This window comes from Streptomyces sp. NPDC046939, from assembly GCF_040644575.1.
Taxonomy (GTDB): domain Bacteria; phylum Actinomycetota; class Actinomycetes; order Streptomycetales; family Streptomycetaceae; genus Streptomyces.
In genome coordinates, this window is the sequence record NZ_JBEYWV010000016.1 from 29,780 (window position 1) to 55,051 (window position 25,272).

A 25,272-nucleotide genomic window follows, 5' to 3' on the forward strand; every position below is an offset into this window, starting at 1 on the left:
ATGACGCGCTGCCGGGGACCGCACTCCGCGATACGCAACAAAACGGGGCAATCGATCTAAGGTGGAGCTGATTGTCGGACCGGTGAGCGGATGAGCACCGGTCTGCGGATGTGCGGACGTGCGGGCAGGTGCAGGCTGGGCGCGTACGAACCGTGCGGATACAGGGAGAGCCGATGCCGTTGACCCCGTCGAAGCCCTCCGGGCCCGACACCCGGCCGGAGAGCCGCGCCGCCGCGCTGCCCGCCGACTGGGCCGCGACACCGCTGACCGTCGTCATGCCGACCTACAACGAGGCGGGCAACCTGCCCCGGATGGCCGACGCGCTGATGGAGCTCCCGCTGCCCGGGCTGCGCCTGCTCGTCGTCGACGACGCGAGCCCCGACGGCACCGGCGAGATCGCCGACGAGTACGCGCGCCGCTTCGGCCCCGAACGCGTCGACGTCCTGCACCGGGCGGGCAAGGAGGGCCTCGGCCGCGCGTACGCCGCCGGCATGGGGCAGGCCGTCGCCGACGGCGCGCGGTACGTCCTCCAGATGGACGCCGACGGCAGCCACCCCGTCGCCAAGGTCCCCGAGCTCCTCGGCGTCGCCCTCTCCACGGGCGCGGCCGTCACCCTCGGCAGCCGCTACGTGCAGGGCGGCACCCTCTCCGACGCCTGGGGCGCCCACCGCCGCCTGCTCTCCCGCTGGGCCAACGCCTACGCGGGCACCATCCTCGGCACCCGCATCCGCGACATCACCGGCGGCTTCAACCTGTGGCGGGAGGACGCGCTGCGCGCCATCGACCTGGCCTCCGTGGACAGCGCTGGCTACAGCTTCCAGGTCGAGATGAAGTACCGGGCGCTGCGGCGCGGCTTCGGGGTCATGGAGGTGCCGATCCACTTCGAGGACCGTACGGTCGGCGAGTCCAAGATGAACCTGATGGTGCAGTTGGAGTCCGTCGCCATGCCGTGGAAGCTGCGGGCGAGGTCCCGCCGGTGACCGCGCCGCACCGCCGACGCCGTGCGCGCCGCCGGTAGCGCACTCGCGCGGGTCGCCGCCCTGCTGCTCCTCGTGCTGCTCGTGGCGGTCGTCGTCCGGCTGCCGTGGGCCGGTGACCTGGGCGTCCACGCCGCCACGGTGGAACGCCTGCGGCACGACCTGCTCGACCCGGGCGATCCACTGGTCGCCGCCGACACGCCGAGCCCGTACTACACGCCCTGGACCCTGCTGCTCGGCTGCGCCGCGAAGGTCACCGGGCTCGGGGTGTTCGTGGTGCTGCGCGGCGCGGCCCTCGTGTCGCTCGCGGTCCTGGTGGCGGGCGTGTGGTCGTTCACCGGTACGTTCCTGGCGGGCGCGGCCGGGCGGTGGCGGCGGGCCGCCGCGTCCGCCCTCGTCCTCCTCTCCCTGACGCTGCTGTGGGGCACGACCCTGTTCGACTGGAGCGGCTTCCTCGGCCTCGACTCCCTCGCGCTGACGGTGTCCTACCCGAGTACGTTCGCGCTGGGCGCCGCCTTCTGGCTGTGGGCGCTGCTGCGGCGGGCGTCGGCCTGGGCGCACTTCCTGGCGGCCGGTGCGCTGTGGGCGGTGATCCTGCTGAGCCACCAGTTCACGGGGGTCGTCGCGTCGCTGGGGGCGGCGGCGATGGTGCTCGGGGCGCGCCCGTGGCCCCGACGGCCGGCCTGGACCCGGCTCGCGGCCGGGCTGGCGCTGGGCCTGCTGCTGCTCGCGCTCTGGCCGTACTACCCCTTCTTCGACCTGTTCGGCGTCGGCGGCCTGGAGGAGATCCACCGCTCCCTGTACCGGGATCTGCTCGGCCGCTTCTGGCTCGCGGCGCTGGTCGGCGGTGCGGCGCTGGCACTGCGCTGGTGGCGCGACCGGCGCGATCCGCTGGTCCTCTTCTGCCTGTTCGGGGCGGTGGTGTTCGCGGCGGGCGGCCTGAGCGGGCACTGGTCGTGGGGCCGGGTCCTGCCCGCGGTCCTGATCCCCGCGCAGGTCGCGGCGGCCCTGGAGGTGTTCGGCGCGCCGCGCCGCGCGGTACGGGCGGGGTTCGGCTGGGCCGTCGCGGGGGCGCTGCTCGCCGGGGCATGGACCCAGTGCGGGGTGCTCGGCTACGTCCTGCCGCGCTCGGCGCTCCCGTCCGCGGTCGCCGCCAAGTACTGGGAGCCGTGGCGGGGGTACCACTGGATCACGCCGTGGGTGAAGTACGGCGATGTGGTCCTGGCGAAGAAATGGCCGGCCCGGCAGATCCCGGCGTACGGCCCGTACACGCTGGCCCCCGGCTACCCCGACTTCTTCCTGCCGGACGAGGAGGAGCGGCTGGCCGCGGTGCGCGCGTACTTCGCGGCGGACACGTCCGCGGGGCGCCGGGCGCAGGTGCTGCGGCGGTACGAGGTGCGGTGGGTGGTGGCGTACCCCGGCGAGGTCCCGCGGAGCGCTCGGGGTGCTCAGGGCCTGGAGAGGGTGGCGGTGGGGCCGCGCGGCCAGTCGCTGTACCGCGTGCCGCAGCCCTGAGCCCCCGTAGCCCTGATTTCGAACTACACCCGCACCAGCTTGGCCACCTGGCGCACCTTCCGGGCCAGCGACGTGCCCGCCACCCGGCGCGCCAGCGGGTGCACGAGCCTGGACGTCAGCCCCACCGTCTCCCAGCGCACCTGCAAGCGGCCCGCCCCGCGCCCCTCCGGTTCCACGGTGAGCCGGTGATGGGGGATCCCGGCCGTGAACGGGGGGAAGTCGAGAGGGGCCAGGAGCAGCGAGGTGTTGCGGGTGCCCTCCGGGGACTGGACCTGGAGCACCGGGTGGCGGGTGCCGTCGAAGCCATGGCGGGGCAGGGGCGCGGCGGCCAGGTCGAGGAGGACCTCGCCCTCGAAGACGCCGGGGCGCACCGGATCGAGCCGGAAGCGGACGACCAGGCGCTTGCGGCCCGGGGAGATGACCAGCGACGCGATCTGGGGGCCGACCGGGAGGCGCAGGCCGGGGTCGTACGTGCGGACGCGCAGCGTCATGGATGCCGGGCCCGGGCCCCGTTCCAGGTGGACGATCTCGTGCCGGAACAGGGCGCGGCGGAAGGGGCGGGCGTCCAGCTCCAGGTCGTCGAGGGAGAGTTCGCGGCGGGCCGTCTCCGTCGCCGGGATCTCCGCGCCCCAGTACAGGGTTCCGGTGGCCGGGTCGGTGACCGCCGTGCGCGGGGCGACCCCCTGGCCGAGTCCGCGCGCCGCGAGCCGCGCGTCGGCGAGGCGGCCGTCGCGCACCAGTTGCAGGACGACGCGTTCGGCGCGCGGCAGGCGGGCGTACGCGCCGGGCGCGAGCCGGGCCAGGTACGGGTTCATGATCTCGGCGAAGCCCGCCAGCCACTCCTCGTCGCGGTAGGGCAGGTCGTTCGCGTACATGCGGAAGTCGTGCTTGAGGAACTTGTAGTCCTTGGCCTCGCGCAGCGCCGCGCTGTAGTCCCCCTCGTCGAGGAAGGCGTCGATGAGTTCCTGGACGTGGACGCGGTCGCGGACGTTGCTCAGTTTGTGCCGCTGGTTGGAGATGGAGGCGGCGGACTCCGCCGCGTACGGCGCGATGTACCAGCGGTAGACGGGTTCGGGGACGATCGTGAAGGACTTCGCCAGGCAGTACGCCTGCGCGGAGAAGAGCTGGTCCTCGTAGTGGATGCCCTCGGGGAAGCGCAGGCCGTGCCGGTCGAGGAAGGCGCGGGCGTACATCTTGCTGGTCGACAGGTGTTCGAAGAGGAGGCCGGGTTCGGTCTCGATGCCGTCGACCGTGCGGCGTTCGGCGACGAGGTGCGGCATCCAGAGCGAGGTGCGTCCCGTGTCGACGCGGATCCGTTCGACCGCGCCCATGGCGAAGTCGATCGACGGGTCCTCGCGGTGCGCTTCGAGCAGCGACTCGACCGCGCGGGGCGGCAGTTCGTCGTCGCTGTCCAGGAACATCGCGTACGGGGCGCGGGCGATGTCGAGGGCCCGGTTGCGCGGCGCGCTGCACCCGCCGGAGTTCTCCGCGAGCCGCAGATAGGTGATGCGCGGGTCCGCCGCGGCCAGCTCCCGTGCCACGCGCGGCGTGTCGTCCGTGGAGTGGTCGTCGCTGATGATGATCTCGATGTTCGGGTGGGTCTGCGCCTGGAGCGAGGCGACCGCGCGCGGCAGGCGCTCCGCGTCGTTGAAGACGATCACCGTGACCGTCACGTCCGGGGTGGTCGTCCTCACAGGTCCGCCTCCTCGGGCGTCGGCGCGGGCGTGCGCTCCTCGACCGGCACGATCGGCGGCAGCGCCTCCTCGGGTTCGCCGAGGAACACACGGCGCACGACCCGCTCGGCGGCGTGCCCGTCGTCGTACTCGCAGAACCGGCGCCGGAAGTGGGCGCGCGCCTTCGCGGACGCCTCGTCGCGCCAGGCGTCGGTGGCGAGGATCTCCGTCAACTCCGCCTGTGTACGGGCGACATGGCCGGGCGGTTCGGCCATCAGGTCGAAGTAGACGCCGCGGGTGCTCGCGTACGTCTCCCAGTCGTCGGCGTAGGCGATGACCGGCCGGTCCAGGTTGGCGTAGTCGAACATGATGGAGGAGTAGTCGGTTATGAGCGCGTCCGACGCGAGCGCCAGCTCCTCCACCGGGTCGTACGCCGACACGTCGATGACGCGGCCGGTGCGGCGCAGGGTGGCGAGCGGGGACGCGGCGCCGCCGTAGAAGTAGTGGCCGCGCACGAGCAGGACCGTGCCGTCGCCGAGGTGTTCGGCGAGCGCGGCGAGGTCGAGGCGCGGGGTCCAGCGCGCCTCGTAGTCGCGGTGGGTCGGCGCGTAGAGGACGGCGCGGCGGCCCGGCGCGATGCCGAGGCGGTCGCGGACGGCGCGGATGTCGGCGGCACCGGCGCGGTAGTAGGCGTCGTTGCGCGGATAGCCGTAGTCCAAGGACACGTAATGCGAGGGGTACGCGTGTTCCCACATGCGGGTGGAGTGGCTGTTGGAGCTGACGCTGTAGTCCCACTTGTCGACGCGGGCGAGCAGCGCGTCGAAGTCCAGGCCCTTCGAGGCGGTCGGATAGTCGAGCTGGTCGAGGCCCATCTTCTTCAGCGGAGTGCCGTGATGGGTCTGGAGATGGACCGCGTCGGGCCGCTTGACCACGGCGTTCGGGAAGTTGACGTTGTTGACGAGGTACTTGGCGCGGGCCATCACCTCCCAGTAGCGGCGGGTGCCGGGCACGACGTGCTCGGTGCCGGGCGGCAGCAGCGGCTCGGCCCGCCGCGACACCACCCACACCTGGCGGACGTGCGGCGCCAGCTCGCCGAGCTCGGCGGCGATCGCGCCCGGATTGCAGGCGACACCGCGGTCCCAGTACGCGGAGAAGACGGCCAGGTCGGGGTCGACCGGCTCGCGCAGGGCCCGCTGGTAGTGCAGATCGCGGACCTTCGCGCCGAACCGCTGCTTCCCGGCGCGCACCGCCGCCCGCGCGTCGCGCCGCTTGTGGTTGGCGCTCTGGAACGCCCGGTACTTCGTGTACGCGTCCTCCTCGAGCAGCCGGCGCCGGATGCCCTCCAGACCGGCCGGGCGACGGTACCCCTCCGGCCGCCAGCGCACGGCCGCGGCCGACGCCCGGTGGAAGAACTCCCGGGCGACCTCGTCCGGCATCGCCGCGCGCGCCACCACCCGCATCGACTCCGTGGCCATCAGGTCGTACAGGACGGCGCGCGGCCGGACCGGGGTGCCGCACCGCGCCATGAGCCGCTGCAACGCCTCGTACGCCTCGATGAACCCGTACCGCTGGTCGGCCGTCACCGGGGGCAGGCTCTCGGGCCGCAGCTCCCGTACGTCCAGGATCACGTGTTCCAGGCAGGCGATCCGCTCGGCGAGGATCAGGCAGGCGCGGGCGGCGTACATCTCGGCGGACGCCTCCTCGACGCCCGACAGGTCCGCGCGGTGCTCGTCCCAGAACGCGGCGCGCACGACCCGGTTGCCGAGCAGCGGCGCGACCCGCAGCAGGTCGGGGGCGCCGGCCGGGGGCAGGTCGCGGCGGCCGACGCGGGCCAGGCGCCAGGCGTCGGTACCGGCGCCGAGGGTGCCGCGCCAGGTGGAGCGGATGTGGTCGGCGACGAGGACGTCAACGCGACCCGGCGCGGCACCCGTCGCCTCGTCGGGGATCTCGTCCAGGCGGTCGAGCACGGTCCGCAGCGCCCCCGTCGGCACCCGGTCCTTGGCGTGCACGAACCAGAGCCAGTCGCCGCCCGCCCGCTCCGCTCCCGCCGCGCGCGCGTCCGAGTCGGAGGTGCCGTCCGGCAGGGCCACGACGGCGCCGCCGTGCCGCTCGGCGACGCCCCGCGCGATGTCGCCGACGGCGGCGGTGACCAGCTCGGCGCCGTCCGGGAGCTGCCCGGCGACACTGTCCAGGCAGCCGCCGAGCAGCCCCTGGACGTCCCGCCCGTACACGATGACGCTCAGTCGCGTGGTCATGCCGCGCCCCCGTTCCTCTCCGGCGTCCGGTCCACGGCCCGGCACGCCGCCCACCCGTCGTCACCGGGCCGGGATATGAGCCCGAAGCGGAGGCACCACTCGACGTTGCGGGCAGGGACGGTCACACTCAGCCAGGCACGACGCATATCCGCACACTAAGCGGACAAAAGTCACCTAGCGAACTTTTCATACTCCTTGAGGACCTCGTCCGTCGGCCCGTCCATGCGCAGCTCGCCGCGTTCCAGCCACAGCACCCGGTCGCAGGTGTCGCGGATCGACTTGTTGCTGTGGCTGACCAGGAAGACGGTGCCCGCGTGCTTGCGCAGCTCGCGGATGCGTTCCTCCGACCGCTTCTGGAAGGAGCGGTCGCCGGTGGCGAGCGCCTCGTCGATCAGGAGCACGTCGTGGTCCTTGGCGGCGGCGATGGAGAAGCGGAGCCGGGCCGCCATGCCGGAGGAGTACGTGCGCATGGGCAGGGTGATGAAGTCGCCCTTCTCGTTGATCCCGGAGAAGTCCACGATGTCGTCGTAGCGGTCGCGGACCTGCTCGCGGCTCATGCCCATGGCGAGCCCGCCGAGCCGTACGTTGCGCTCGCCGGTGAGGTCGTTCATCAGGGCCGCGTTGACGCCGAGGAGGGAGGGCTGGCCGTCGGTGAAGATCCGCCCGCGCTCCACGGGGAGCAGCCCCGCGACGGCCTTGAGCAGCGTCGACTTGCCGGACCCGTTGGTGCCGATGAGGCCGATGGCCTCGCCCCGGTAGGCGGTGAAGGAGACGTCGCGGACCGCGTGCACGGTCCGTACGCCGGAGCGCCGCTCGGCCTTCTTCCGGCCGCCGATGATGCGGTTGAGGGCGGCGGTGGCGGTGCCCCGGCCGGCCCCGGTGCCGTTGACGCGGTAGACGATGTCGACGTGGTCGACGATGACGGTGGGAACGGTCGCGTCGGGTGTGTCCGTCGCGTCGGTGGTGGTGTTGATCGCTTCGGTCTGCTCAGCCACGGCCGTACGTCTCCTCTGCCTTCCAGAAGAAGATGAACCCGCCGACGCCGACGAGCAGCGCCCAGCCGAGCGCCCACGCCCAGACATGCGGCGGCAGTTGCGCGGCGGTGAAGCTGTCGATCAGCGCGAACCGCATCAGGTCGATGTAGACGGCGGCGGGATTGGCGCGCAGCAGCACGGCGGCGAAGTGCGGCAGGTCCGTCTTTGCCATCAGGTGGTCCAGGCTCCACATGACGCCGGACAGGTACATCCACGTACGCAGCAGGAACGGCATGAGCTGCGCGATGTCCGGGGTGTTCGCGCCGATCCTGGCCATGATCATGGCGAGCCCGGTGTTGAACGTGAACTGCAGGAGCAGCGCCGGGACCACGAGCAGCCACGACGCGGTCGGCGGGACGCCGAAGCAGAGCAGGATCAGAACCAGCGCGCACATCGAGAACAGCAACTGCTGGAGTTGTTGCAGGCAGTACGAGATCGGCAGCGAGGCGCGCGGGAAGTGCAGGGCCCGGACGAGGCCGAGGCTGCCGGAGATCGCGCGGGTGCCCGCCATCACCGACGACTGCGTGAACGTCCACACGAACACGCCCGTGACCAGGAACGGCACGAAGTCCGGCACGCCCCTGCTGGTGCCCATGAGCACGCCGAAGATGAAGTAGTACACGGCGGCGTTCAGCAGCGGCGTCGCCACCTGCCAGACCTGGCCGAGCTTCGCCTGGCTGTACTGCGCCGTCAGCTTGGCGGTCGAGAACGCGGTGATGAAGTGGCGCCGCTGCCACAACTGGCGCACGTACGCGGGCAGGGAGGGGCGGGCGCCGCTGACGGTCAGCCCGTACCGGGCGGCGAGCGCGGCGGCGTCCGGCTCCGCCGTGGCACCGGGCGCTGCCGGGGCGCCGGGGGAGGGGGTCGCCGGGGTGGGGGGTGTCTCCAGGACCTGACTCACATCCGCTGCTTTCGGTCGGGGCGGGAGGAGGGCGGGCGGGCCCCGCCGGGCGGGCGGGGTCGGCGCGGGTATGCCTGTTGTTTGCCTGCCGTTTACGTCGGGACGGGCCCGTATCGTCGTGACGTGAGCGTAGGCCGTGCGGACGTCGGAACGCAACCGTCTCGTCGTCACGGAACTATGCTGGCCGCATGACGACCAACGCCGACGCCACCGAGCCGCCGCCCCGGCGCCGGGCCCCGGCCGGGGCCGCCGTCCTCCGCGAGGACGTCACCGACGCCATCCGGGCCGCCGTCTTCGAGGAACTCGCCGCCGTCGGTTACGCCCGTATGTCGATCGAGGGCATCGCGCGCCGCGCGGGCGTCGGCAAGACGGCGGTCTACCGGCGCTGGCGCTCCAAGCTCCACCTCGTCCTCGACCTGGTCTCCGCGATAGCCGTCCAGGGGCTGCCAGCACCGGACACGGGCTCGCTCCAGGAGGACCTGCTGCTCCTGTACCGCGTGACGTCCCGCGCCCTGAAGCACCCCGTCGCCGGCCAGATCCTCCCCGACCTCCAGGCGGAGGCGGCCCGCAACCCGGACATCGCGGAGGCCCTGCAGAAGGCTCTCCGCGAAGGTCAGCACGGCGTCGCCAGCGGCATCGTGCGGGCGGCGGTCACCCGCGGCGAACTGCGCGACGGCATCGACGAGGACCTCGCGCTCGACCTGATCTCGGGCCCGCTGTACTGGCGTTCGGTGGTGGTGCGGAACCCGGAGCTGCCGAAGGGGCATCTGCAACGGCTGGCGGCGGCCACGGCGGCGGGCCTGAAGGCACTGTGAAGCGCGGCCGCGCGGCCTACGCCACCCGCGTCGCCCCCGCGAACGGCATCTGGTCGATCGGCGCGATCCGCACGGGCGCGCTCGGGTTCGGCGCGTGGATCATCTGTCCGTCGCCGATGTAGAGGCCGACATGGCTGATCCCCGAGTAGAAGAACACCAGGTCGCCGGGGCGGAGCTGGGAGCGGGAAACGCGCCGGCCCGCGTCGATCTGCGCGTACGTCGTGCGCGGCAGGGACACGCCCGCCGCGCGGTACGCGGCCTGGGTGAGCCCCGAGCAGTCGAACGCGTCCGGCCCGGTCGCGCCCCACACGTACGGGCTGCCGAGCGCGCCCCGCGCGAACGCGATCGCCGCCGCCGCGCGGGAGTCGGGCGCCTCGGCCGCGCCCGGACCGGTCCGGACCGCCGACCGTGAGGCCCGGCCGGGTTCACCCGTCGCCCGCGCCCGGTCCGCCGGTGTCAGCCGGTTGAGCAGCCGACGGGCCTCCGCCAGCTTCCCCGTCACCGTCTTCTTCTGCTTCTCCAGCTCCGCCTGCCGCGCGCGGAGCACGGCGAGCGACCCGTCCGCCTGGTCGCGCACCTGGTCGATCCCCCGCAGCTCCTTGCGGACGCGCGCGATGGCGGACGCCTGCCGCGCGCCCACGCGGTCCGCCATCGACGCCTGGTCGAGGTAGCGGTCCGGGGCGGAGGAGAGGAGGAGCTGGACCGACGGGTCGACGCCGCCCGCGCGGTACTGGGCCGCCGCGACCGCGCCGAGGCGCCGGCGCTGCGCGTTCAGGGAATCGGTTCTGCGGGACGCCTCGTCCCGCAGCGCGTCCACCCGCTCGCGGGCCTTGCGGGCCTCCTCCTTCGCGCCGTTGTACTTCTCGGTGGCGACCTCCGCCTCCCGGTAGAGCCGGTCGACCTCCGTCCGCACCTGGGCGGGGGTGGGGTCCGGTTCCGCGTGCGCCGCGCCGCCGTCGAGGGCGGTGACGGAGGCCGCGGAGGCGAGGGCGAGGGTGGTCGCGGTGCGGACCGTACGGCCCTTGAGAACACGCTGGCGGGGCTTGCGATGCGCTGCCGGCACGAAGTGCCACGTCCTTCCGGTCGTGCTGCCGCCTTCTCGCACGTCCGGCGGCGACCCGCACAGGGGGAGCGGGGCGCCGCCGGACCTTTTCTCGGCGGTGGTGTCCGGCTGCCGCCCCTGGCCCGGGCGGCGGTGGGGAGCCGGTCACCTGAGCAAGGACGCTAAACCTGGGCGTCACGGGTCAGCCGCGCATTGTTCGCAACTGCCTCTTTTGTTGCGGGCGGTGGCGGAGAGTGACAGGCCGCTGTCCGCCACCGTTCGCGTACGCCCGCTGTCGGACGGCCTCAGCCGCCCCATTAGGCTCCGCAACCATGGACGTACTCATCCATCTCTTCGTCGGCCTGCACATCATCGGCATCGCCGCGCTGCTCGGCGGCTTCCTCACGCAGATGTCGGCGCTGGGCCGGGGCGAGGCCCGGTTCACCAAGGCGATGCTGCACGGCGCCCTGACCATGCTGGTGACGGGTGTCGCGCTCGTCGGCCTCAACCAGGCCGACGACAACACCGTGAACAACATCAAGATCGGCGTGAAGCTGGCGATCCTGATCGTCATCCTCGGGATCGTCTACGTGAAGCGTGACGAGGAGAAGGCCGAGAAGGGCCTGTTCGCGGCCGTGGGCGCGCTCACCCTCGCCAACATCTTCATCGCCGTGCTCTGGACCTGAGCCGCCCCCGCGCCCCGGGGCGGCCGGAGTCAGGCGGGCCGCACCACGCTGTGGATCGAGGACGTGCCGTCGTAGTAGATGGACTCCTCGCGCACGTACGCGCCCGGCTTCGGGGCGTGGATCATCATGCCGTCGCCGAGGTAGAGGCCGACGTGGCTGATGTCGTCGTAGAAGAAGACCAGGTCACCGGGTTGGATGTCGGAGAGAGCGACCGTCGTGCCGAACTCCACCTGGTCCCAGGTGGTGCGCGGCAGTGAGATCCCGGCGGCCTTCCACGCCGCCTGGGTGAGACCCGAGCAGTCGTAGGAGCCCGGCCCCGTGGCGCCCCACACGTACGGCTTGCCTATCTGAGCCCTGGCGAACGCGAGCGCCTTCGCCGCCTTGGCCGCGTAACCGGACGAGGTGCTGCCGGAGGCGTCGCCGGTGGAGCCCGACCCGGTGGAGCCCGATCCGGCGGAGCCCGTGGACCCCGCGGACCCGGTGCCCGAACCGGCCTGTTCCCGCTCCTCGGCCGCCTGCTCCGCCGCCTTCCTCTCGCGCTCCTCCCGCGCCTTCTGCTTCGCCGCCAGCTCGGCGGCCTTCTTGCGGGCCGCCTCCTCCTTCTTCCGCTCGATCGCGGCGAGCCGCCGCTTCTCCTCGGCGGTCAGCTTCGACAGCAGCTCGCGCGCGTCGGCGAGCTTCGACTGCACGCTCTGCTTCGACGTCCGCAGATCCGTCTGCGAGGTGGTGAGCTGGCGCAGGCTCTCCTGCGCCTCGGTGCGCTTCTTCGCGGTGGCCCGCTGCTGTGTCTGGAAGTCGTCGACGGCCTTCTTCTGGTCCGCCGTCATCCGGCTGAGCAGCCGGTCCTGCGCGAAGTAGTCCTCGGGGTCGTCCGCGAGGAACATCGTCGCGGTGTCGCTCATCCCGCCCGTGCGGTACTGCTCGGCGGCGAACCGGCCCAGCTTCTGGCGGGCCGTGTTCATCTGGTCGGTGCGCTCGGCGATGTCGTCGAGGAGCTTGTCGACCTGGCGCTTCTTGCTGTCGGTCCGCTCCTTGGCGGCGTTGTACTTCTGCGTGGCGGTCTCCGCCTGCCGGTACAGCGTGTCGACCTTCTCGCGCACCTCTTCCAGGCTCGGCCTCGCCGGTGCGGGCGTCGCCTGGGCCGTCTGCGAGAGGAGGGCCACCGAGGTCAGGGCGGCGGTCGTGATCCCGACCGCGGGGGTGGTGCGCAGGCCACCGGTCAGCCGGGAGCGGGTGCGCGTCTTGCGGTGCGACGCCAAGGCAGGCGACTCCTTCCGTGGTCCGCCTACCGGGTTAGCTGTCGGGTTCGGGCGTACGGAAGGCTGCCCTACGGCGCCGACTGGGCGTCGGGCCGATTCACCCCAAGGTTCGGTGGGTCCCCGGTTCCCTGCCTCACGGCGTACGGGACTCGGCGGGGGCAGCCCGCTCGCCGCGGCGCTCGCGGTCGTGGGGACGGACGGCCCGCGCAGCACCGTAGCCAACGCGTGTTGCTGCTGTGAAGGTCGTTGTGCGATATGCCCGATACATTTTCGTGACCTTGGCGACAGTGGCGTGCGGTGTCCGGAAGGAGGGGGCGGTGTGTCAGTGGGTCGGCCTAGACTCGTAAGGCGATGAGCAGCCTCTTTGACGACAGCTTCCTGGCGGGCCTCCAGAACCGGACCGATGGGCCCCCGCCGCCGCCCGACCCGGAGCACGAGGGACCGGAGCCCGAGCCGATCCCGGACGACCTGTTCGGCGGGAAGTTCGACGTGCCCCCGGCCAGGGACGCGTACTACCGCGGCGGCGCCCCGCGCCCGGCCGTGGACGCGGCGGCGCTCCTGGAGGGGCTGAACGAGAACCAGCGGGCGGCCGTCGTGCACGGTGGCTCGCCGCTGCTCATCGTCGCGGGCGCCGGTTCCGGCAAGACCCGCGTCCTCACCCACCGCATCGCCTATCTGCTCGCCGAGCGTGGTGTGCACCCCGGCCAGATCCTCGCGATCACCTTCACCAACAAGGCCGCAGGCGAGATGAAGGAGCGCGTCGAGGCCCTGGTGGGCCCGCGGGCGAACGCGATGTGGGTCTCCACCTTCCACAGCGCCTGCGTGCGCATCCTGCGCCGCGAGTCCAAGAAGCTCGGCTTCACGTCGTCGTTCTCGATCTACGACGCCGCCGACAGCAAGCGGCTCATGGCCCTGGTCTGCCGCGACCTGGACCTCGACCCGAAGAAGTTCCCGCCGAAGTCCTTCAGCGCCAAGATCTCGAACCTGAAGAACGAGCTGATCGACGAGGAGGACTTCGCCAAGACGGCGGCCGACGGCTTCGAGAAGTCCGTGGCGCAGGCGTACGCGATGTACCAGTCGCGGCTCCGTGAGGCGAACGCGCTGGACTTCGACGACCTGATCATGACCACGGTCAACCTGCTGCGCGCGTTCCCGGACGTCGCCGAGCACTACCGGCGTCGCTTCCGCCACGTCCTGGTCGACGAGTACCAGGACACCAACCACGCGCAGTACGCGCTCGTGCGCGAGCTGGTCGGCCCGGCCGAGGACGCCGAGGGTCACGACGCGGACCCGGCCGAGCTGTGCGTCGTCGGTGACGCGGACCAGTCGATCTACGCCTTCCGCGGCGCCACCATCCGCAACATCCTCCAGTTCGAGGAGGACTACCCGAACGCGACGACGATCCTCCTGGAGCAGAACTACCGCTCCACCCAGACGATCCTCAGCGCGGCCAACGCGGTGATCGAGCGCAACGAGTCGCGCCGCCCCAAGAACCTGTGGACCAACGCGGGCGCGGGCTCCCAGATCACCGGCTACGTCGCGGACACCGAGCACGACGAGGCCCAGTTCGTCGCCGACGAGATCGACCGGCTCACCGACGCGGGCGAGGCGAAGGCCGGGGACGTCGCCGTCTTCTACCGGACCAACGCGCAGTCCCGTGTCTTCGAGGAGATCTTCATCCGCGTCGGCCTGCCCTACAAGGTCGTCGGCGGCGTCCGCTTCTACGAGCGCAAGGAGGTCAGGGACGTCCTCGCCTACCTGCGCGTGCTCTCCAACCCCGAGGACTCCGTCCCCCTGCGCCGCATCCTGAACGTGCCGAAGCGCGGCATCGGCGACCGCGCCGAAGCCATGATCGACGCCCTCGCCCAGCGCGAGAAGATCTCCTTCCCGCAGGCGCTGCGCCGCGTCGACGAGGCGTACGGCATGGCGGCCCGCTCGACCAACGCCGTGAAGCGGTTCAACACGCTCATGGAGGACCTGCGGACCATCGTCGACTCCGGCGCCGGACCGGCCACCGTCCTGGAGGCCGTCCTGGAGCGCACCGGGTACCTCGCCGAGCTCCAGTCCTCCACCGACCCGCAGGACGAGACCCGCATCGAGAACCTCCAGGAGCTCGCGGCCGTCGCCCTGGAGTTTGAGCAGGAGGCGGCCCAGGCGGAGACCGACGGCGCCGAGGGCGAGACCGGCGGCGCCGGCCTCTCCGCCTTCCTGGAGCGGGTCGCGCTCGTCGCCGACTCCGACCAGATCCCCGACGAGGAGGACGACGGCAGCGGCGTCATCACCCTGATGACCCTGCACACCGCCAAGGGCCTCGAATTCCCCGTCGTCTTCCTCACCGGCATGGAGGACGGCGTCTTCCCGCACATGCGCTCCCTCGGCCAGACCAAGGAGCTGGAGGAGGAGCGCCGCCTCGCCTACGTCGGCATCACGCGCGCGCGGGAGCGGCTGTACCTGACGCGCTCCTCCATGCGCAGCGCCTGGGGCCAGCCCTCGTACAACCCGCCCTCGCGCTTCCTGGAGGAGATCCCGGACGCGCACCTGGAGTGGAAGCGCAAGGGCGGCTCCGCGCCCGCGCCCTCGACGAAGGGCATCGGGGGCGGCATCGCCGCGTCCCTGTCCTCGTCGCGCTCGCGCACGACCCCGGCGTTCGCGACGCGCCGCGCCAACGAGAAGCCGGTCGTCTCCCTGGCCGTCGGCGACCGCGTCACCCACGACCAGTTCGGCCTCGGCACGGTCGTCGGCGTCGGCGGCTCGGGCGGGAACGCGGAGGCGACGATCGACTTCGGCGACCCGAAGCCGAAGCGGCTGCTGCTGCGGTACGCGCCGGTCGAGAAGCTCTAGCGGGCTTCCTACGTCGGGTCCAGGCCGTGGCTGCGGAGCCACGGCAGGGGGTCGATCGCGGCGCCGCCGTTCGGCCGCACCTCGAAGTGCAGGTGCGGCCCGGTCGAGTTGCCGGAGTTGCCCGAGTGCGCGATCACGTCACCGGCCTTCACCGGTCCGCTCGTCACGGTGTACGAGGACAGGTGGCAGTACCACGTCTCCGTACCGTCCTTCGCGGTGACTATCGCCATGTTCCCGTACGCGGAGTTGGTCTGCGTGCGCACGGTCCCGTCGGTCGCCGCCATCACCGGCGTCCCGTACCAGACGGGGAAGTCGATGCCCGTGTGCACGGACATCCAGTTGATGCCGGCCTGCCCGTAGTAGGCGCTCAGCCCGTGCCGCTTCACCGGCAGCGCGAACTTGGGGCGCGCCGCCTCCTTGCGCGCGGCCTCGTCGGCGGCCCTCTTGCGGTCCGCCTCCTGCTTCGCCCGCAGGTCGATCCGCTCCTGCGTACGGCTCGCCCGGTCGGCGAAGTCGCCCGCGTCCGCGGAGAGGTCCTTGAGCTGCGTGTCGAGCTGGTTGTTGGCGACGGACGGCTTCACCGCGGCCGCGTCGGGCGCCGACGCCGCCTGCGCCTTGCCGCCCTCCTCCCCGCCACCGCCCACCGACGCCGCCGCGATGCCCGCGACCCCGACCACGCACACCGACGGCACCGCGATGGTCAGCAGCGCGGAGCGCTTGGCGGGGGTGCGGCGCCTCGAACGGGCCGCGGAACGGGCGGCGGTGCGGGTCGCCGCGCGCGGTGTGAACTCGGGCTCCGGACCGGTGGCTTCCGGCTCCGGCTCGGGCTCGGAGGCGGCCTCGGGCGCGTCCTCCCGCTCGTCGTGGGCCAGCGGGTACTCGGCCGGGGTGTACTGGTCCGGGACGTAGGCGTGCACGGCGGTGTCGGTGCTGGTCTCCGGCTCCGCCGAGTTCCAGGCGGTGGCGTCGTACGCGCCCGTGTCGTACGCCGTCGTCCCGAAGACCGGCGCCTCGAAGGTCTGCGTGGCGTCGACCTGCGCCTCGTGGATCTGTGTGCCGTAGCCCTGCGTGTCGTAGGGCTGTGCGGCGGGCCACTGTCCTGTGTGCTGCTGCTCGGTCACCGCCCAGACGGCGGTCGTGTCGTAACTGCCCGTCTCGTGCCCGCTCGTGCCGTAGGCGTACGCCGCCGCGTCGTACGACGAAGTCGGCCACTGGCCCGTGTTGTAGAAACCCGATTCGTGGGAACCCGTGTCGTACGACGCCGCGTCGTACGGGGTGTTGCCAGGGAAGTCACCGAAGAGGGGGTCGGCTCCGAAGCTGGTCGTGGAGTGCCCGTCGGCCGCCGCGTAGTGCGCGGTCCCCGACGGATATCGGTCGTTCACCGACTTCTCTTTCGCCTCGACGACAGGGGCTGCCAGAGCAGTGCGGCGACTGTACCCGGCGGTACGAGGGCGCGACAATCTTCGGCAGGTTCCGTGCCCCGCGTAATCGGGCAATCAGCCGCCTTTCGGTGAACCATGGGCGCGGAGTTGGTGCTGAGTTCGAGCCGCGTTCGACAATTCGCCGGATTTGCCCCGCCCGGCCGGGCGTCGTCATCACGCCACCGTCAGGCCGCCGACCGAGTCGGCGGCATTGCCTCCCTCCCGCGTCGGGTCGGCGTCGAGCGCCTGGCGGATGCCGGTCGCCACCGCCGGGTGCACCGGCAGGGCCAGATGTCCGATGCCGGTCACGCGCACGTTCTGCACGAGCAGGTCCTCGTGGTCCACGCACGCCGTCTCCACCGGCACCATTACCTGGTCGAGATCGCTCCAGAAGCTCACGAAACGCGTACGGCACCCGGGCGCGGGCATCCTCAACTCGTCGATCACCGACGAGCCGGGGCGCATCTGGCGCACGATCGGGTGCGCGTCCGCGAGCGGTGCGACCCGCGTCCCGGAGTGCGGCGTGCCGAGCGTGACCAAGGTGCGGATCCGCTCGTCGCCGCCGAGGCGCTGCACGTAGTAGCGCGCTATCAGGCCGCCCAGGCTGTGGCCCACCACGTCGATGCGGTCCTGGCCCGTCCGCTCGCACAGCTCCTCCACGTGCCGGGCGAGCAGCGCCGCCGCCGTCCTTATGTCGCAGGTCAGCGGCGAGTAGTTGAGCGACTCGATCCGGCGCCTGCCGTGCTGGGCCAGGCTGCGGCGCAGCAGGACGAAGACGGAGCGGTTGTCGATGAAGCCGTGCAGGAGGAGGACCGGGGGCTTGGCCCGGGTGGGGAGTTCGGGCGCGTCCGCGAGGCCGGCCATGTCCTTCAGGGTGTCCGGGTCGGCGTCCGTCTCCTCGTCCAGCTCCCGCAGCTCCGCCGGAGTGAGCGCCTCCGGATGCCTTCGTTCCTGGAGGATGCCCGAGGGGTAGAGGAACAGATGGCCCGCGAGGATCGCCAGCTCGAGCGCTGTCGCCTTCAGCAGGGCGAGCGACAGACCGGCCAGTCTAACCGGCAGCACCCGGCAGAGCGGGCGAAAGGGCGAGTACCTCGTGACCTGCATAGGTCAGCCTCCCGTCGGCACGCGGGGGGCGCCTCTGTCCCCCGTGTGCACTCGATGGGGAGCCGAGCGAAGTCGATCCCGCGGGCGTGTCGTACGGATGGCGGCGCGATGGCGCGGCGTCCTTGAAGCGGCTCCCCTCGCGCCTGTCCCGGAAGCGGCTGGTCTACCGGCCCGAACGGTGGCGGCGCGCAGTGAACATGTCCCTTTGTGTGATTTCCCCCTCCCCGTGCACCGTGAAACGGCCGCTTGCGGGATGCTGTGGATAACGTTCGTTCACTTCGGATGTCCCGGATGGGTATCCGGACCCCGCGGCCCGGGTACCAAGGCCCGGGGGTCAGTCACTTCATGGAGGCAGTGATGGGTGTGGCAGCCGGTCCGATCCGCGTGGTCGTCGCGAAGCCGGGGCTCGACGGCCACGATCGCGGGGCCAAGGTGATCGCGCGGGCGCTGCGCGACGCCGGTATGGAGGTCATCTACACGGGCCTGCACCAGACGCCCGAGCAGATCGTGGACACCGCGATCCAGGAGGACGCCGACGCCATCGGGCTCTCCATCCTCTCCGGCGCCCACAACACCCTCTTCGCCCGCGTCATCGAACTCCTCAAGGAGCGCGACGCCGCCGACATCCAGGTCTTCGGCGGCGGCATCATCCCCGAGGACGACATCCCGCCGCTCAAGGAGCAGGGCGTCGCCGCGATCTTCACCCCGGGTGCGACGACCGCCTCCATCGTGGAGTGGGTACGGGCCAACGTGCGGCAGCCCGCCGAGGCGTAGCCCCGCCGAGGCGTAGCCCCGCCGGGGGCGGACCGGCGATGCGGGGCGTTGTGGGTGCCGGGCGCTGCGGTCAGGGCTTGGGCGGCAGCAGCTCCTCCCGCATCGTCCGGCGCAGGCGCAGCGTGCCCAGGAGGCGTTGGAACGCCTCCGACCAGTAACTGCCCGCGCCGGGGGCCGAGTCCTCCGTCTCCTCCACCGTCGCCGTCAGTCCCTCCAGGCGTGCGGCCTCCTCCGGGTCGAGGCACCGCTCCGCCAGGCCCATGACGCCGCTGAAGCTCCACGGGTAACTGCCCGCGTCGCGCGCGATGTTCAGCGCGTCCACGACGGCGCCGCCGAGCGGAGGCGCCCAGGGCGTGGCGCACACCCCGAGCAACTGGAATGCCTCGGACAGGCCGTGTGCCGCGATGAACCCCGCGACCCACTCCGCCCGCTCCGCCGCGGGCAGCGCCGCGAGCAGCTTCGCGCGCTCCGCCAGCGACACCGCGCCCGGGCCCGCCGCGTCCGGTGCCGTCGGGGTGCCGAGCAGCGCCCGCGACCAGGCGATGTCGCGCTGGCGCACCGCCGCCCTGCACCACGCCGCGTGCAACTCGCCCCGCCAGTCGTCGGCTACCGGCAGCGCCACGATCTCCTCCGGGGTGCGCTCGCCCAGCCTCGCCGGCCAGCGGTCCAGGGGCGCGGCCTCGATCAGCTGGCCGAGCCACCACGACCGTTCGCCCCGGCCCGCGGGCGGTTTGGCCACCATGCCGTCGCGCTCCATCGCCGCGTCGCACTCGTGCGGGGCCTCGACGACGACCGTGCCCGTCGTACGGTCGAGCGCCACGCACGACAGCGCCCGGTCCGCCATGCGTCCGGCGAGCGCCGAGTGCGGGAGCGCGGAGAGCAGCTCGGCGGCGGTCGCCCGGACGTTGCGGCTGCGGTCGGTCAGGGCCCGCTCCAGGAACGGCTCGTCCGCGTCGGACAGACCCGTGCGCAGGGAGTCCAGGAACATGAGGCGGTCCTCGGCGCGCTCCGTGCCCCAGGTGCTCTCCAGGAGGGCGCGGGCCGCCTCCGCGTCGTGGGCGCGGACCGCGGCGAGCAGGGCCACCCGTTCCGCGAACAGGCCCTCCTGCCAGAGGCGCTGTATCTGTTCGGGCTCGTCCGGGGGCGGCAGCGCGGCGCCCGAGCCCGGGGTCGCGCGCAGGGCGAACTTCCAGTCCGGGTTGAGCCGGGCCAGCCACAGGGCGCGGGGTCCCGCGAAGGATAGGGCGCCGGGGCGCAGGTCGGTGCGGCCGCGGGCCGCGTCGAGGAGGGCCGGGAGCAGTTCGGGCGGGGCCGCGTACCCGTGGCTGTTCGCCGTGGCCAGCCATTGCGGGAGGAGTTCGAGGAGGTCGGGGGTGGCGCCGCGGCGGGTGCTGCCGGTGCCCGCGCGGTCGGCGAGGAGCATGGCGAGGCGGTTGCGGGCGAGGGGCGGCAGCGGTGGGCGCGGGTCCGCCGCCGCGGGGTCGGGCGGGGCGGCGGCGGGGGCCGGGCGCAGGCCCGCCCGGCGCCGTACGGTCTGGAGCGCCGCCTCGTCCAGGAGGGCGGCCGGGGTGGTGGACGGGCGGCGGTCCGTGCCGAGCAGGGCCGTCGTCACCAGGTCGTCCCAGGTGGGGTGGGTGGTCGTCGTCGTGTCGGGCATCTGGCGTGCTCCTCCGCGCTGTGGGGCGCCGTTCGTTGCTTCGTGGGGCGGGGCCGCTCCGGCGTACCTCCTCGGCCGGATCGGTCCTGCTGCCTCCTGACCGCCATGGGCGCGTCGTCCTGTGCCGCGTGGCTCAGTGCAGGGATATGACCTCGGGGGAGTGCTTCGTCCAGGCCGACAAAGGGGTGAAGCCCTTGTGGCCGCACTCGCCGAACACCGAGAGCGGGGCGCCGCCCGAGAGGGCGAGGAGGCGCCAGAGGCCGGGGGGAGTCGGTGTCCGGGTCGTGAGGGGCAGGGCGGACTTGCCGCTCGCGTCCGCCAGTTGCCAGGAGTTCCCCTCGGCCGCCTTGACCGGTATGACGTCGGTCAGCGTGACCGGCCAGGACTCCAGCCAGGGGTCCGCCGCCAGGGCTTGGCCGTACCGCGTGAGCGCTTGGGTCACGTCCGTGCCTTGCGGGCGCGTTCCGGCCGGGGCCGGAGTCGCGAACTGCTCGCCCAGGTCTGCCCGGAGGGCCGCCGCGCCCGGGTGGGGCTTGATCTCTGCGTCCAGGGTCAGGCCCGTCGGGAGTGCCAGGGCCGGGGCGCGGCCCGCCGCTCCGAAGGAGAGGAGCAGGGCCGTGTGGTTCGTCCGCTCGCCGTGGAGCCAGATTCGGCGCGTGGTGAGGTGGCCGTCGGCCGTGTCGTACTGCGACAGGATCAGCCAGTGGTCGCGCAGAGGCGTCGCGGTGGGGGTGGCCGGCAGGCCGACGCGGGTGCGGACGGTCGTGGCCAGCTCCTCGGGGAGCGTCGCCCGGTTCAGCCAGGCGCGCGTCAGGAGGTGCAGCAGGGCGCATTCCTCCAGGAGCCGCACCGGCCAGCCCTGGCCCGACGCGGGGATCGCACCCAACTCGCGTACGCGCGTCGCCAGTCCCGGCGCCTGGGCGTCCACCATGCGGGCCGCCGTCTCCTCCCACAGGCCGTACCCCGCCGTCTCCGCCTGCGCCAGCCCGCCGCGGAGCAGGTCGGTCAGGCGCTGCTCCAGTTCCGTCGCGCCCATGGTGATGCGCTGGGCCCGACGGTCCGCTCTGCGCTGTGCCGCCTCAGGGTTGGCGGGGGAGGCGGGTGCGGTCTCCGACGGGGCGGATGACGGCTGGGACTCGCGCGCTCGCTTTCTGCGGGACTCCAGCCACTGCTCCGTCCACTCCGGTGGTGTCCGCGCCGCCGGTACGTGCGTGTCGTCCGCCGCCCAGAGCAGGAGCAGCCCCAGTGCGTGTTTGCACGGGAACTTCCGGCTCGGGCAGGAGCACTTGTACGCCGGGCCCGTCCCGCCTGTGTCCACGATCGTCTGGTACGGCTTGCTGCCGCTGCCCTTGCACAGTCCCCACACCGCCCCCTCGTCCGAACTCCCGGTCTCCGACCAGGGCCCCGCCACTCCGAGCCTGCTTCCCGCCTTGCGTGACGAGGCGTCAGGCGCCAGTGCCAGCACCTGGTCCGTCGTCCAGCGCACCCCCTGCTGAGTCATGTCCCCGACGGTAGGTCCCGGCACTGACAATCGGCCGGAAAACCCGTCTGACCTGCGGTGACGGCCGACCGCCCGGCGATTGTCAGTGGCGTGGTGCACCGTGGGACCAGTTGCGCGGCGAGAGGGCCTTTGAGCTCGTCGTGATGGTTCGAGTTGGGCTAGTTGAGGGGTGGGAAGCCATGACCGTTTCCGTCGAGGACCGGGCCGGCGAGCAGGCCGGGGGAGAGGTGCTGCGGGCGCACGCCGAGGACGCGTTCGCCGGTGAACTCGCGGCGCTGGCCGCGCAGGACGACCGGCCGCGCCCCGCCCGCTGGCGCCTCTCGCCCTGGGCCGTCGCCACATATCTGCTCGGCGGCACGCTGGCGGACGGGACGGTGATCACGCCCAAGTACGTGGGGCCCCGCCGCATCGTCGAGGTCGCCGTGACGACGCTCGCCACCGACCGCGCGCTGCTCCTGCTCGGCGTGCCCGGGACCGCCAAGACGTGGGTGTCCGAACACCTCGCCGCTGCCGTCAGCGGGGACTCCACCCTGCTCGTGCAGGGCACGGCCGGTACTCCGGAGGAAGCCATCCGGTACGGGTGGAACTACGCGCAGTTGCTGGCCAACGGGCCGAGCCGGGAAGCGCTCGTGCCGAGCCCCGTCATGCGGGCCATGGCGCAGGGGATGACGGCGCGGGTGGAGGAGCTGACCCGCATCCCCGCCGATGTGCAGGACACCCTCATCACCATCCTGTCCGAGAAGACGCTGCCGATACCGGAGTTGGGGCAGGAGGTGCAGGCCGTGCGCGGGTTCAACCTCATCGCCACGGCCAACGACCGGGACCGGGGCGTCAACGACCTGTCGAGCGCGTTGCGGCGGCGGTTCAACACCGTGGTGCTGCCGCTGCCGGAGAGCGTGGAGGCCGAGGTCGACATTGTCTCGCGCCGTGTCGACCAGGTCGGGCGCGGTCTTGGACTGCCCACCGCCCCCGACGGCATCGACGAGATCCGACGGGTCGTCACCGTCTTCCGCGAGCTGCGCGACGGGGTCACCGCGGACGGGCGCACGAAGGTGAAGTCGCCGAGCGGGACGCTCTCGACCGCCGAGGCCATCTCGGTCGTGACGAACGGACTGGCGCTCTCCGCCCACTTCGGGGACGGCGTGCTGCGGCCCTCGGACGTCGCCGCCGGCATCCTCGGCGCCGTCGTCCGGGACCCCGCGGCCGACCGTGTGGTCTGGCAGGAGTACCTGGAGGCCGTGGTCCGCGAGCGGGACGGGTGGAAGGACTTCTACCGGGCCTGCCGCGAGGTGAGCGCATGACAGGGCCACTGCTGCTCGGCGTCCGCCACCACGGGCCGGGCTCCGCGCGCGCCGTGCGCCGCGCTCTGGACGCGGCAGTCCCGCGCGTCGTGCTCATCGAGGGGCCGCCCGAGGCCGACGCGCTCGTGCCGCTCGCCGCCGAGGAGGACATGCGGCCGCCGGTCGCGCTGCTCGCACACGTGGTGGACGAGCCGGGGAAGTCGGCGTTCTGGCCGTTCGCCGAGTTCTCGCCCGAGTGGGTCGCCATCCGCTGGGCGCTGGAGCACGAGACACCGGTCCGCTTCATCGACCTGCCCGCCGCGCACACCCTCGCGCTGCGGGACAGCGAGGAAGCGGCGGGCAAGGAGGAGAGCAAAGAGGAGGGCGCTGAGGTAGACGGCGCGGAGGAGGGTGTGCGCGTCGACCCTCTGCGCGTCCTCGCTGAGACCGCCGGGTACGACGACGCGGAGCGCTGGTGGGAGGACGTCGTCGAGCACCGGGAGGGCGACGCCTTCGCCGCGCTCGGTGAGGCCATGGCGGCGCTGCGGGAGTCGCTCGGGGACGGCGGGCACAGCCGCGATCTCCTGCGTGAAGCCTATATGCGGCTCCAAGTGCGCGCCGCAGTAAGGGAGTTCGGGGAGGACGTCGCCGTGGTGTGCGGGGCGTGGCACGTGCCCGCGCTGCGGCACAAGACGACGGTCGCCGCCGACCGCGCCCTGCTCAAAGGGCTGCCCAAGGCCAAGGTCGACATGACCTGGGTGCCATGGACCCACCGCCGCCTCGCCCGCGCGGGCGGCTACGGCGCCGGGATCGAGTCCCCGGGCTGGTACGGGCACCTGTTCAACGCCCCCGACCGGCCCGTCGAGCGGTGGCTGACCAAGGTCGCCGGGCTGCTGCGCGACGAGGACCGCATCGTGTCGTCCGCCCACGTCATCGAGGCGGTACGGCTCGCGGAGAGCCTCGCCGCGATGCGTGGGCGGCCCCTCGCAGGACTCACCGAGACCACCGACGCGGTACGGGCCGTGCTGTGCGAGGGGTCCGACGTCCCGCTCGCGCTCATCCACGACAAGCTCGTCGTCGGCGACGTGCTCGGGGAGGTGCCCGACACCGCGCCCGCCGTGCCGTTGCAGCGCGACCTCAGCCGCCTCCAGCGCTCCCTGCGCCTCAAGCCGACCGCCGCGGAGAAGGAGCTGGACCTCGACCTTCGCGGGGACACGGACGTCGCGCGGAGCCGTCTGCTGCACCGGCTCCGGCTCCTCGGCGTCCCGTGGGGCGAGCCCGCCCGGTCGGCCCGGGGCTCCACCGGCACCTTCCGCGAGACCTGGCGGCTGCGGTGGGAGCCCGAACTGTCCGTACGGGTCGCCGAGGCCGGGATCTGGGGGACGACCGTCCTCGCCGCCGCCGGTGCCAAGGCCGCCGCGGACGCCACCGCCGCGACCGCCCTCGCCGACGTGACGGCGCTCGCCGAGCGGTGCCTCCTCGCGGAGCTGCCCGACGCCCTGCCCGTCGTCATGCGGGTCCTCGCCGACCGCGCCGCCCTCGACGCCGACGTCGGCCACCTCGCCCAGGCCCTGCCCGCACTCGTCCGCGCCCTGCGCTACGGCGACGTGCGCGGCACCGGCACCGGAGCTCTCGCCGGAGTCACGGCAGGGCTCGCCCAGCGCATCTTCGTCGGGCTGCCCCCGGCCTGCGCCAACCTCGACACCGACGCCGCCGAGGAGATGCGCGGCCACGTCGACGCCGTGCACTCCGCCCTCGGCCTCCTCGACGACGCCGAACTGCGCGCCCGCTGGCGGTCCGTGCTGCACACACTCGCCGCGCGGGACAGCGTGGCCGGTGTCGTGCGCGGGCGCTGCGCACGCATCCTGCTCGACGAAGGCGCCCTGGAGGACGAGGGCGCGGCCCGCCTCATGGGGCTCGCCCTCTCACCCGGCACCCCGCCCGGCGAGGCGGCGGCCTGGATCGAGGGGTTCGTCGGCGGCGGCTCCGGCGGGGGCCTCCTCCTCGTCCACGACGAGCGGCTGCTCGGCCTCGTCGACGCGTGGCTGACCGGCGTCCCGGCCGACGCCTTCACGGACGTCCTGCCCCTGTTGCGCCGGACATTCTCGGCGTACGAGCCCGGGGTGCGGCGCGCCCTCGGGGACCTGGTCCGGCGCGGCCCGGCGACATCGGCCCCGACCGCGATGGGCTTGCCGCCCGGGTTCGCGGACGAGCTGGACGTGGAGCGGGCCGATGCGGTGGTTTCTGTTGTCCGGTTGTTGCTGGGCGGGGCGGGGGTTGGGGGATGACGAGGGGTGGGGTGGTTCGGTCGGCTCGGCAGTGCGGGTGCGTGGGGGCTGGGCGCGCAGTTCCCCGCGCCCCTGAGATGCGCACTTCGTGCGCCATCTCAACAACCGACAGGGACCCGGCACTCCGTTCAGGCCAGGGGCGCGGGGAACTGCGCGACCAGCCACCACGGTCTCGCGGTCGCACACGCACCGCACCAGGCACACGAAGAGGCGGCCGGCACACAGCCCCGGTACACGATTCACGGCACA

At 72.8% G+C, this 25,272-nt stretch carries 18 protein-coding genes and 1 riboswitch; of the genes, 8 read left to right on the forward strand and 10 right to left on the reverse strand.

Annotation, left to right across the window (positions count from 1 at the left end; all coding sequences use genetic code 11):
* Window positions 1-275 precede the first annotated feature (275 nt).
* Together ABZ877_RS18945 and ABZ877_RS18950 are read left to right on the forward strand one after the other, a co-directional pair.
* Window positions 276-980 (forward strand): polyprenol monophosphomannose synthase, encoded by a 705-nt coding sequence (locus ABZ877_RS18945; protein WP_361072553.1) that lies wholly within the window; start codon window positions 276-278, stop codon window positions 978-980.
* A gap of 21 nt (window positions 981-1,001) precedes the next feature.
* The gene (locus ABZ877_RS18950; protein WP_361072170.1) at window positions 1,002-2,492 is read left to right on the forward strand and encodes a hypothetical protein; all 1,491 of its coding nucleotides are present in this window, start codon (window positions 1,002-1,004) and stop codon (window positions 2,490-2,492) included.
* Between the two features lie 23 nt (window positions 2,493-2,515).
* Here ABZ877_RS18950 and ABZ877_RS18955 read toward each other — a convergent pair whose 3' ends face one another.
* From ABZ877_RS18955 to ABZ877_RS18970, 4 genes are all read right to left on the reverse strand, one after another.
* On the reverse strand, window positions 2,516-4,186 hold the full coding sequence (locus tag ABZ877_RS18955) for a glycosyltransferase family 2 protein (protein WP_361072173.1): 1,671 nt from the start codon (window positions 4,184-4,186) through the stop codon (window positions 2,516-2,518).
* The gene (locus ABZ877_RS18960) at window positions 4,183-6,420 is read right to left on the reverse strand and encodes a CDP-glycerol glycerophosphotransferase family protein (RefSeq protein WP_361072176.1); all 2,238 of its coding nucleotides are present in this window, start codon (window positions 6,418-6,420) and stop codon (window positions 4,183-4,185) included. The genes ABZ877_RS18955 and ABZ877_RS18960 overlap by 4 nt, the downstream gene beginning before the upstream one ends.
* 170 nt (window positions 6,421-6,590) lie before the next feature.
* Window positions 6,591-7,415, reverse strand: a complete 825-nt coding sequence (locus ABZ877_RS18965; RefSeq protein WP_361072179.1) for an ABC transporter ATP-binding protein — start codon at window positions 7,413-7,415, stop codon at window positions 6,591-6,593.
* Window positions 7,408-8,355, reverse strand: a complete 948-nt coding sequence (locus ABZ877_RS18970; RefSeq protein ID WP_361072182.1) for an ABC transporter permease — start codon at window positions 8,353-8,355, stop codon at window positions 7,408-7,410. The genes ABZ877_RS18965 and ABZ877_RS18970 overlap by 8 nt, the downstream gene beginning before the upstream one ends.
* A gap of 188 nt (window positions 8,356-8,543) precedes the next feature.
* On the opposite strand from ABZ877_RS18970, the gene ABZ877_RS18975 reads away from it, so the two are divergent.
* Window positions 8,544-9,170: a TetR/AcrR family transcriptional regulator gene (locus tag ABZ877_RS18975; protein WP_361072185.1), complete on the forward strand. Its 627-nt coding sequence runs from the start codon at window positions 8,544-8,546 to the stop codon at window positions 9,168-9,170.
* 16 nt (window positions 9,171-9,186) lie between these two features.
* Here ABZ877_RS18975 and ABZ877_RS18980 read toward each other — a convergent pair whose 3' ends face one another.
* Entirely contained in the window at window positions 9,187-10,233 is a 1,047-nt protein-coding gene (locus ABZ877_RS18980) for an NlpC/P60 family protein (protein ID WP_361072188.1), read from the reverse strand.
* Between the two features lie 311 nt (window positions 10,234-10,544).
* On the opposite strand from ABZ877_RS18980, the gene ABZ877_RS18985 reads away from it, so the two are divergent.
* Entirely contained in the window at window positions 10,545-10,898 is a 354-nt protein-coding gene (locus tag ABZ877_RS18985) for a hypothetical protein (RefSeq protein ID WP_361072191.1), read from the forward strand.
* Between the two features lie 29 nt (window positions 10,899-10,927).
* On the opposite strand, the gene ABZ877_RS18990 is transcribed toward ABZ877_RS18985, so the two are convergent.
* A complete protein-coding gene (locus ABZ877_RS18990) occupies window positions 10,928-12,157 on the reverse strand; it encodes an NlpC/P60 family protein (protein WP_361072194.1) in 1,230 nt (409 codons plus the stop codon).
* A 7-nt stretch (window positions 12,158-12,164) separates the two neighbouring features.
* Window positions 12,165-12,322: riboswitch (cyclic di-AMP (ydaO/yuaA leader) on the reverse strand.
* A 186-nt stretch (window positions 12,323-12,508) separates the two neighbouring features.
* On the opposite strand from ABZ877_RS18990, the gene pcrA reads away from it, so the two are divergent.
* Window positions 12,509-14,998, forward strand: a complete 2,490-nt coding sequence (pcrA, locus tag ABZ877_RS18995) for a DNA helicase PcrA (protein ID WP_361072196.1) — start codon at window positions 12,509-12,511, stop codon at window positions 14,996-14,998.
* An 8-nt stretch (window positions 14,999-15,006) separates the two neighbouring features.
* Here pcrA and ABZ877_RS19000 read toward each other — a convergent pair whose 3' ends face one another.
* Together ABZ877_RS19000 and ABZ877_RS19005 are read right to left on the reverse strand one after the other, a co-directional pair.
* Complete coding sequence (locus ABZ877_RS19000; protein WP_361072199.1) at window positions 15,007-16,380, reverse strand: M23 family metallopeptidase; 1,374 nt, start codon at window positions 16,378-16,380, stop codon at window positions 15,007-15,009.
* 213 nt (window positions 16,381-16,593) lie between these two features.
* Window positions 16,594-17,523 carry an alpha/beta fold hydrolase gene (locus tag ABZ877_RS19005; protein WP_361072202.1) on the reverse strand — a complete coding sequence of 310 codons (930 nt, stop codon included), beginning with the start codon at window positions 17,521-17,523 and terminating at the stop codon, window positions 16,594-16,596.
* 357 nt (window positions 17,524-17,880) lie between these two features.
* Between ABZ877_RS19005 and ABZ877_RS19010 the strand changes: the two genes are divergently transcribed.
* Window positions 17,881-18,297 (forward strand): cobalamin B12-binding domain-containing protein, encoded by a 417-nt coding sequence (locus ABZ877_RS19010; protein ID WP_361072205.1) that lies wholly within the window; start codon window positions 17,881-17,883, stop codon window positions 18,295-18,297.
* 70 nt (window positions 18,298-18,367) lie between these two features.
* Here ABZ877_RS19010 and ABZ877_RS19015 read toward each other — a convergent pair whose 3' ends face one another.
* Both ABZ877_RS19015 and ABZ877_RS19020 read right to left on the reverse strand, forming a co-directional pair.
* The gene (locus ABZ877_RS19015; RefSeq protein ID WP_361072208.1) at window positions 18,368-19,954 is read right to left on the reverse strand and encodes a DUF5691 domain-containing protein; all 1,587 of its coding nucleotides are present in this window, start codon (window positions 19,952-19,954) and stop codon (window positions 18,368-18,370) included.
* 133 nt (window positions 19,955-20,087) lie between these two features.
* Complete coding sequence (locus tag ABZ877_RS19020; protein WP_361072211.1) at window positions 20,088-21,455, reverse strand: SWIM zinc finger family protein; 1,368 nt, start codon at window positions 21,453-21,455, stop codon at window positions 20,088-20,090.
* 179 nt (window positions 21,456-21,634) lie between these two features.
* Between ABZ877_RS19020 and ABZ877_RS19025 the strand changes: the two genes are divergently transcribed.
* Both ABZ877_RS19025 and ABZ877_RS19030 read left to right on the forward strand, forming a co-directional pair.
* Window positions 21,635-22,756, forward strand: a complete 1,122-nt coding sequence (locus ABZ877_RS19025; protein WP_361072214.1) for an AAA family ATPase — start codon at window positions 21,635-21,637, stop codon at window positions 22,754-22,756.
* Complete coding sequence (locus ABZ877_RS19030) at window positions 22,753-25,023, forward strand: DUF5682 family protein (protein WP_361072217.1); 2,271 nt, start codon at window positions 22,753-22,755, stop codon at window positions 25,021-25,023. Before ABZ877_RS19025 ends, ABZ877_RS19030 begins: the two co-directional genes overlap by 4 nt.
* Window positions 25,024-25,272: the final 249 nt, after the last annotated feature.

Bases quoted from the DNA above. Each gene is read 5' to 3' on its own strand.
- pcrA (WP_361072196.1), top strand. From the start codon at position 12,509: ATGAGCAGCCTCTTTGACGACAGCTTCCTGGCGGGCCTCCAGAACCGG.
- ABZ877_RS19005 (WP_361072202.1), bottom strand. From the start codon at position 17,523: ATGCAGGTCACGAGGTACTCGCCCTTTCGCCCGCTCTGCCGGGTGCTG.
- ABZ877_RS19010 (WP_361072205.1), top strand. From the start codon at position 17,881: ATGGGTGTGGCAGCCGGTCCGATCCGCGTGGTCGTCGCGAAGCCGGGG.
- ABZ877_RS18975 (WP_361072185.1), top strand. From the start codon at position 8,544: ATGACGACCAACGCCGACGCCACCGAGCCGCCGCCCCGGCGCCGGGCC.
- ABZ877_RS18985 (WP_361072191.1), top strand. From the start codon at position 10,545: ATGGACGTACTCATCCATCTCTTCGTCGGCCTGCACATCATCGGCATC.
- ABZ877_RS19025 (WP_361072214.1), top strand. From the start codon at position 21,635: ATGACCGTTTCCGTCGAGGACCGGGCCGGCGAGCAGGCCGGGGGAGAG.
- ABZ877_RS18960 (WP_361072176.1), bottom strand. From the start codon at position 6,420: ATGACCACGCGACTGAGCGTCATCGTGTACGGGCGGGACGTCCAGGGG.
- ABZ877_RS19020 (WP_361072211.1), bottom strand. From the start codon at position 21,455: ATGACTCAGCAGGGGGTGCGCTGGACGACGGACCAGGTGCTGGCACTG.
- ABZ877_RS18945 (WP_361072553.1), top strand. From the start codon at position 276: ATGCCGACCTACAACGAGGCGGGCAACCTGCCCCGGATGGCCGACGCG.
- ABZ877_RS19015 (WP_361072208.1), bottom strand. From the start codon at position 19,954: ATGCCCGACACGACGACGACCACCCACCCCACCTGGGACGACCTGGTG.
- ABZ877_RS19030 (WP_361072217.1), top strand. From the start codon at position 22,753: ATGACAGGGCCACTGCTGCTCGGCGTCCGCCACCACGGGCCGGGCTCC.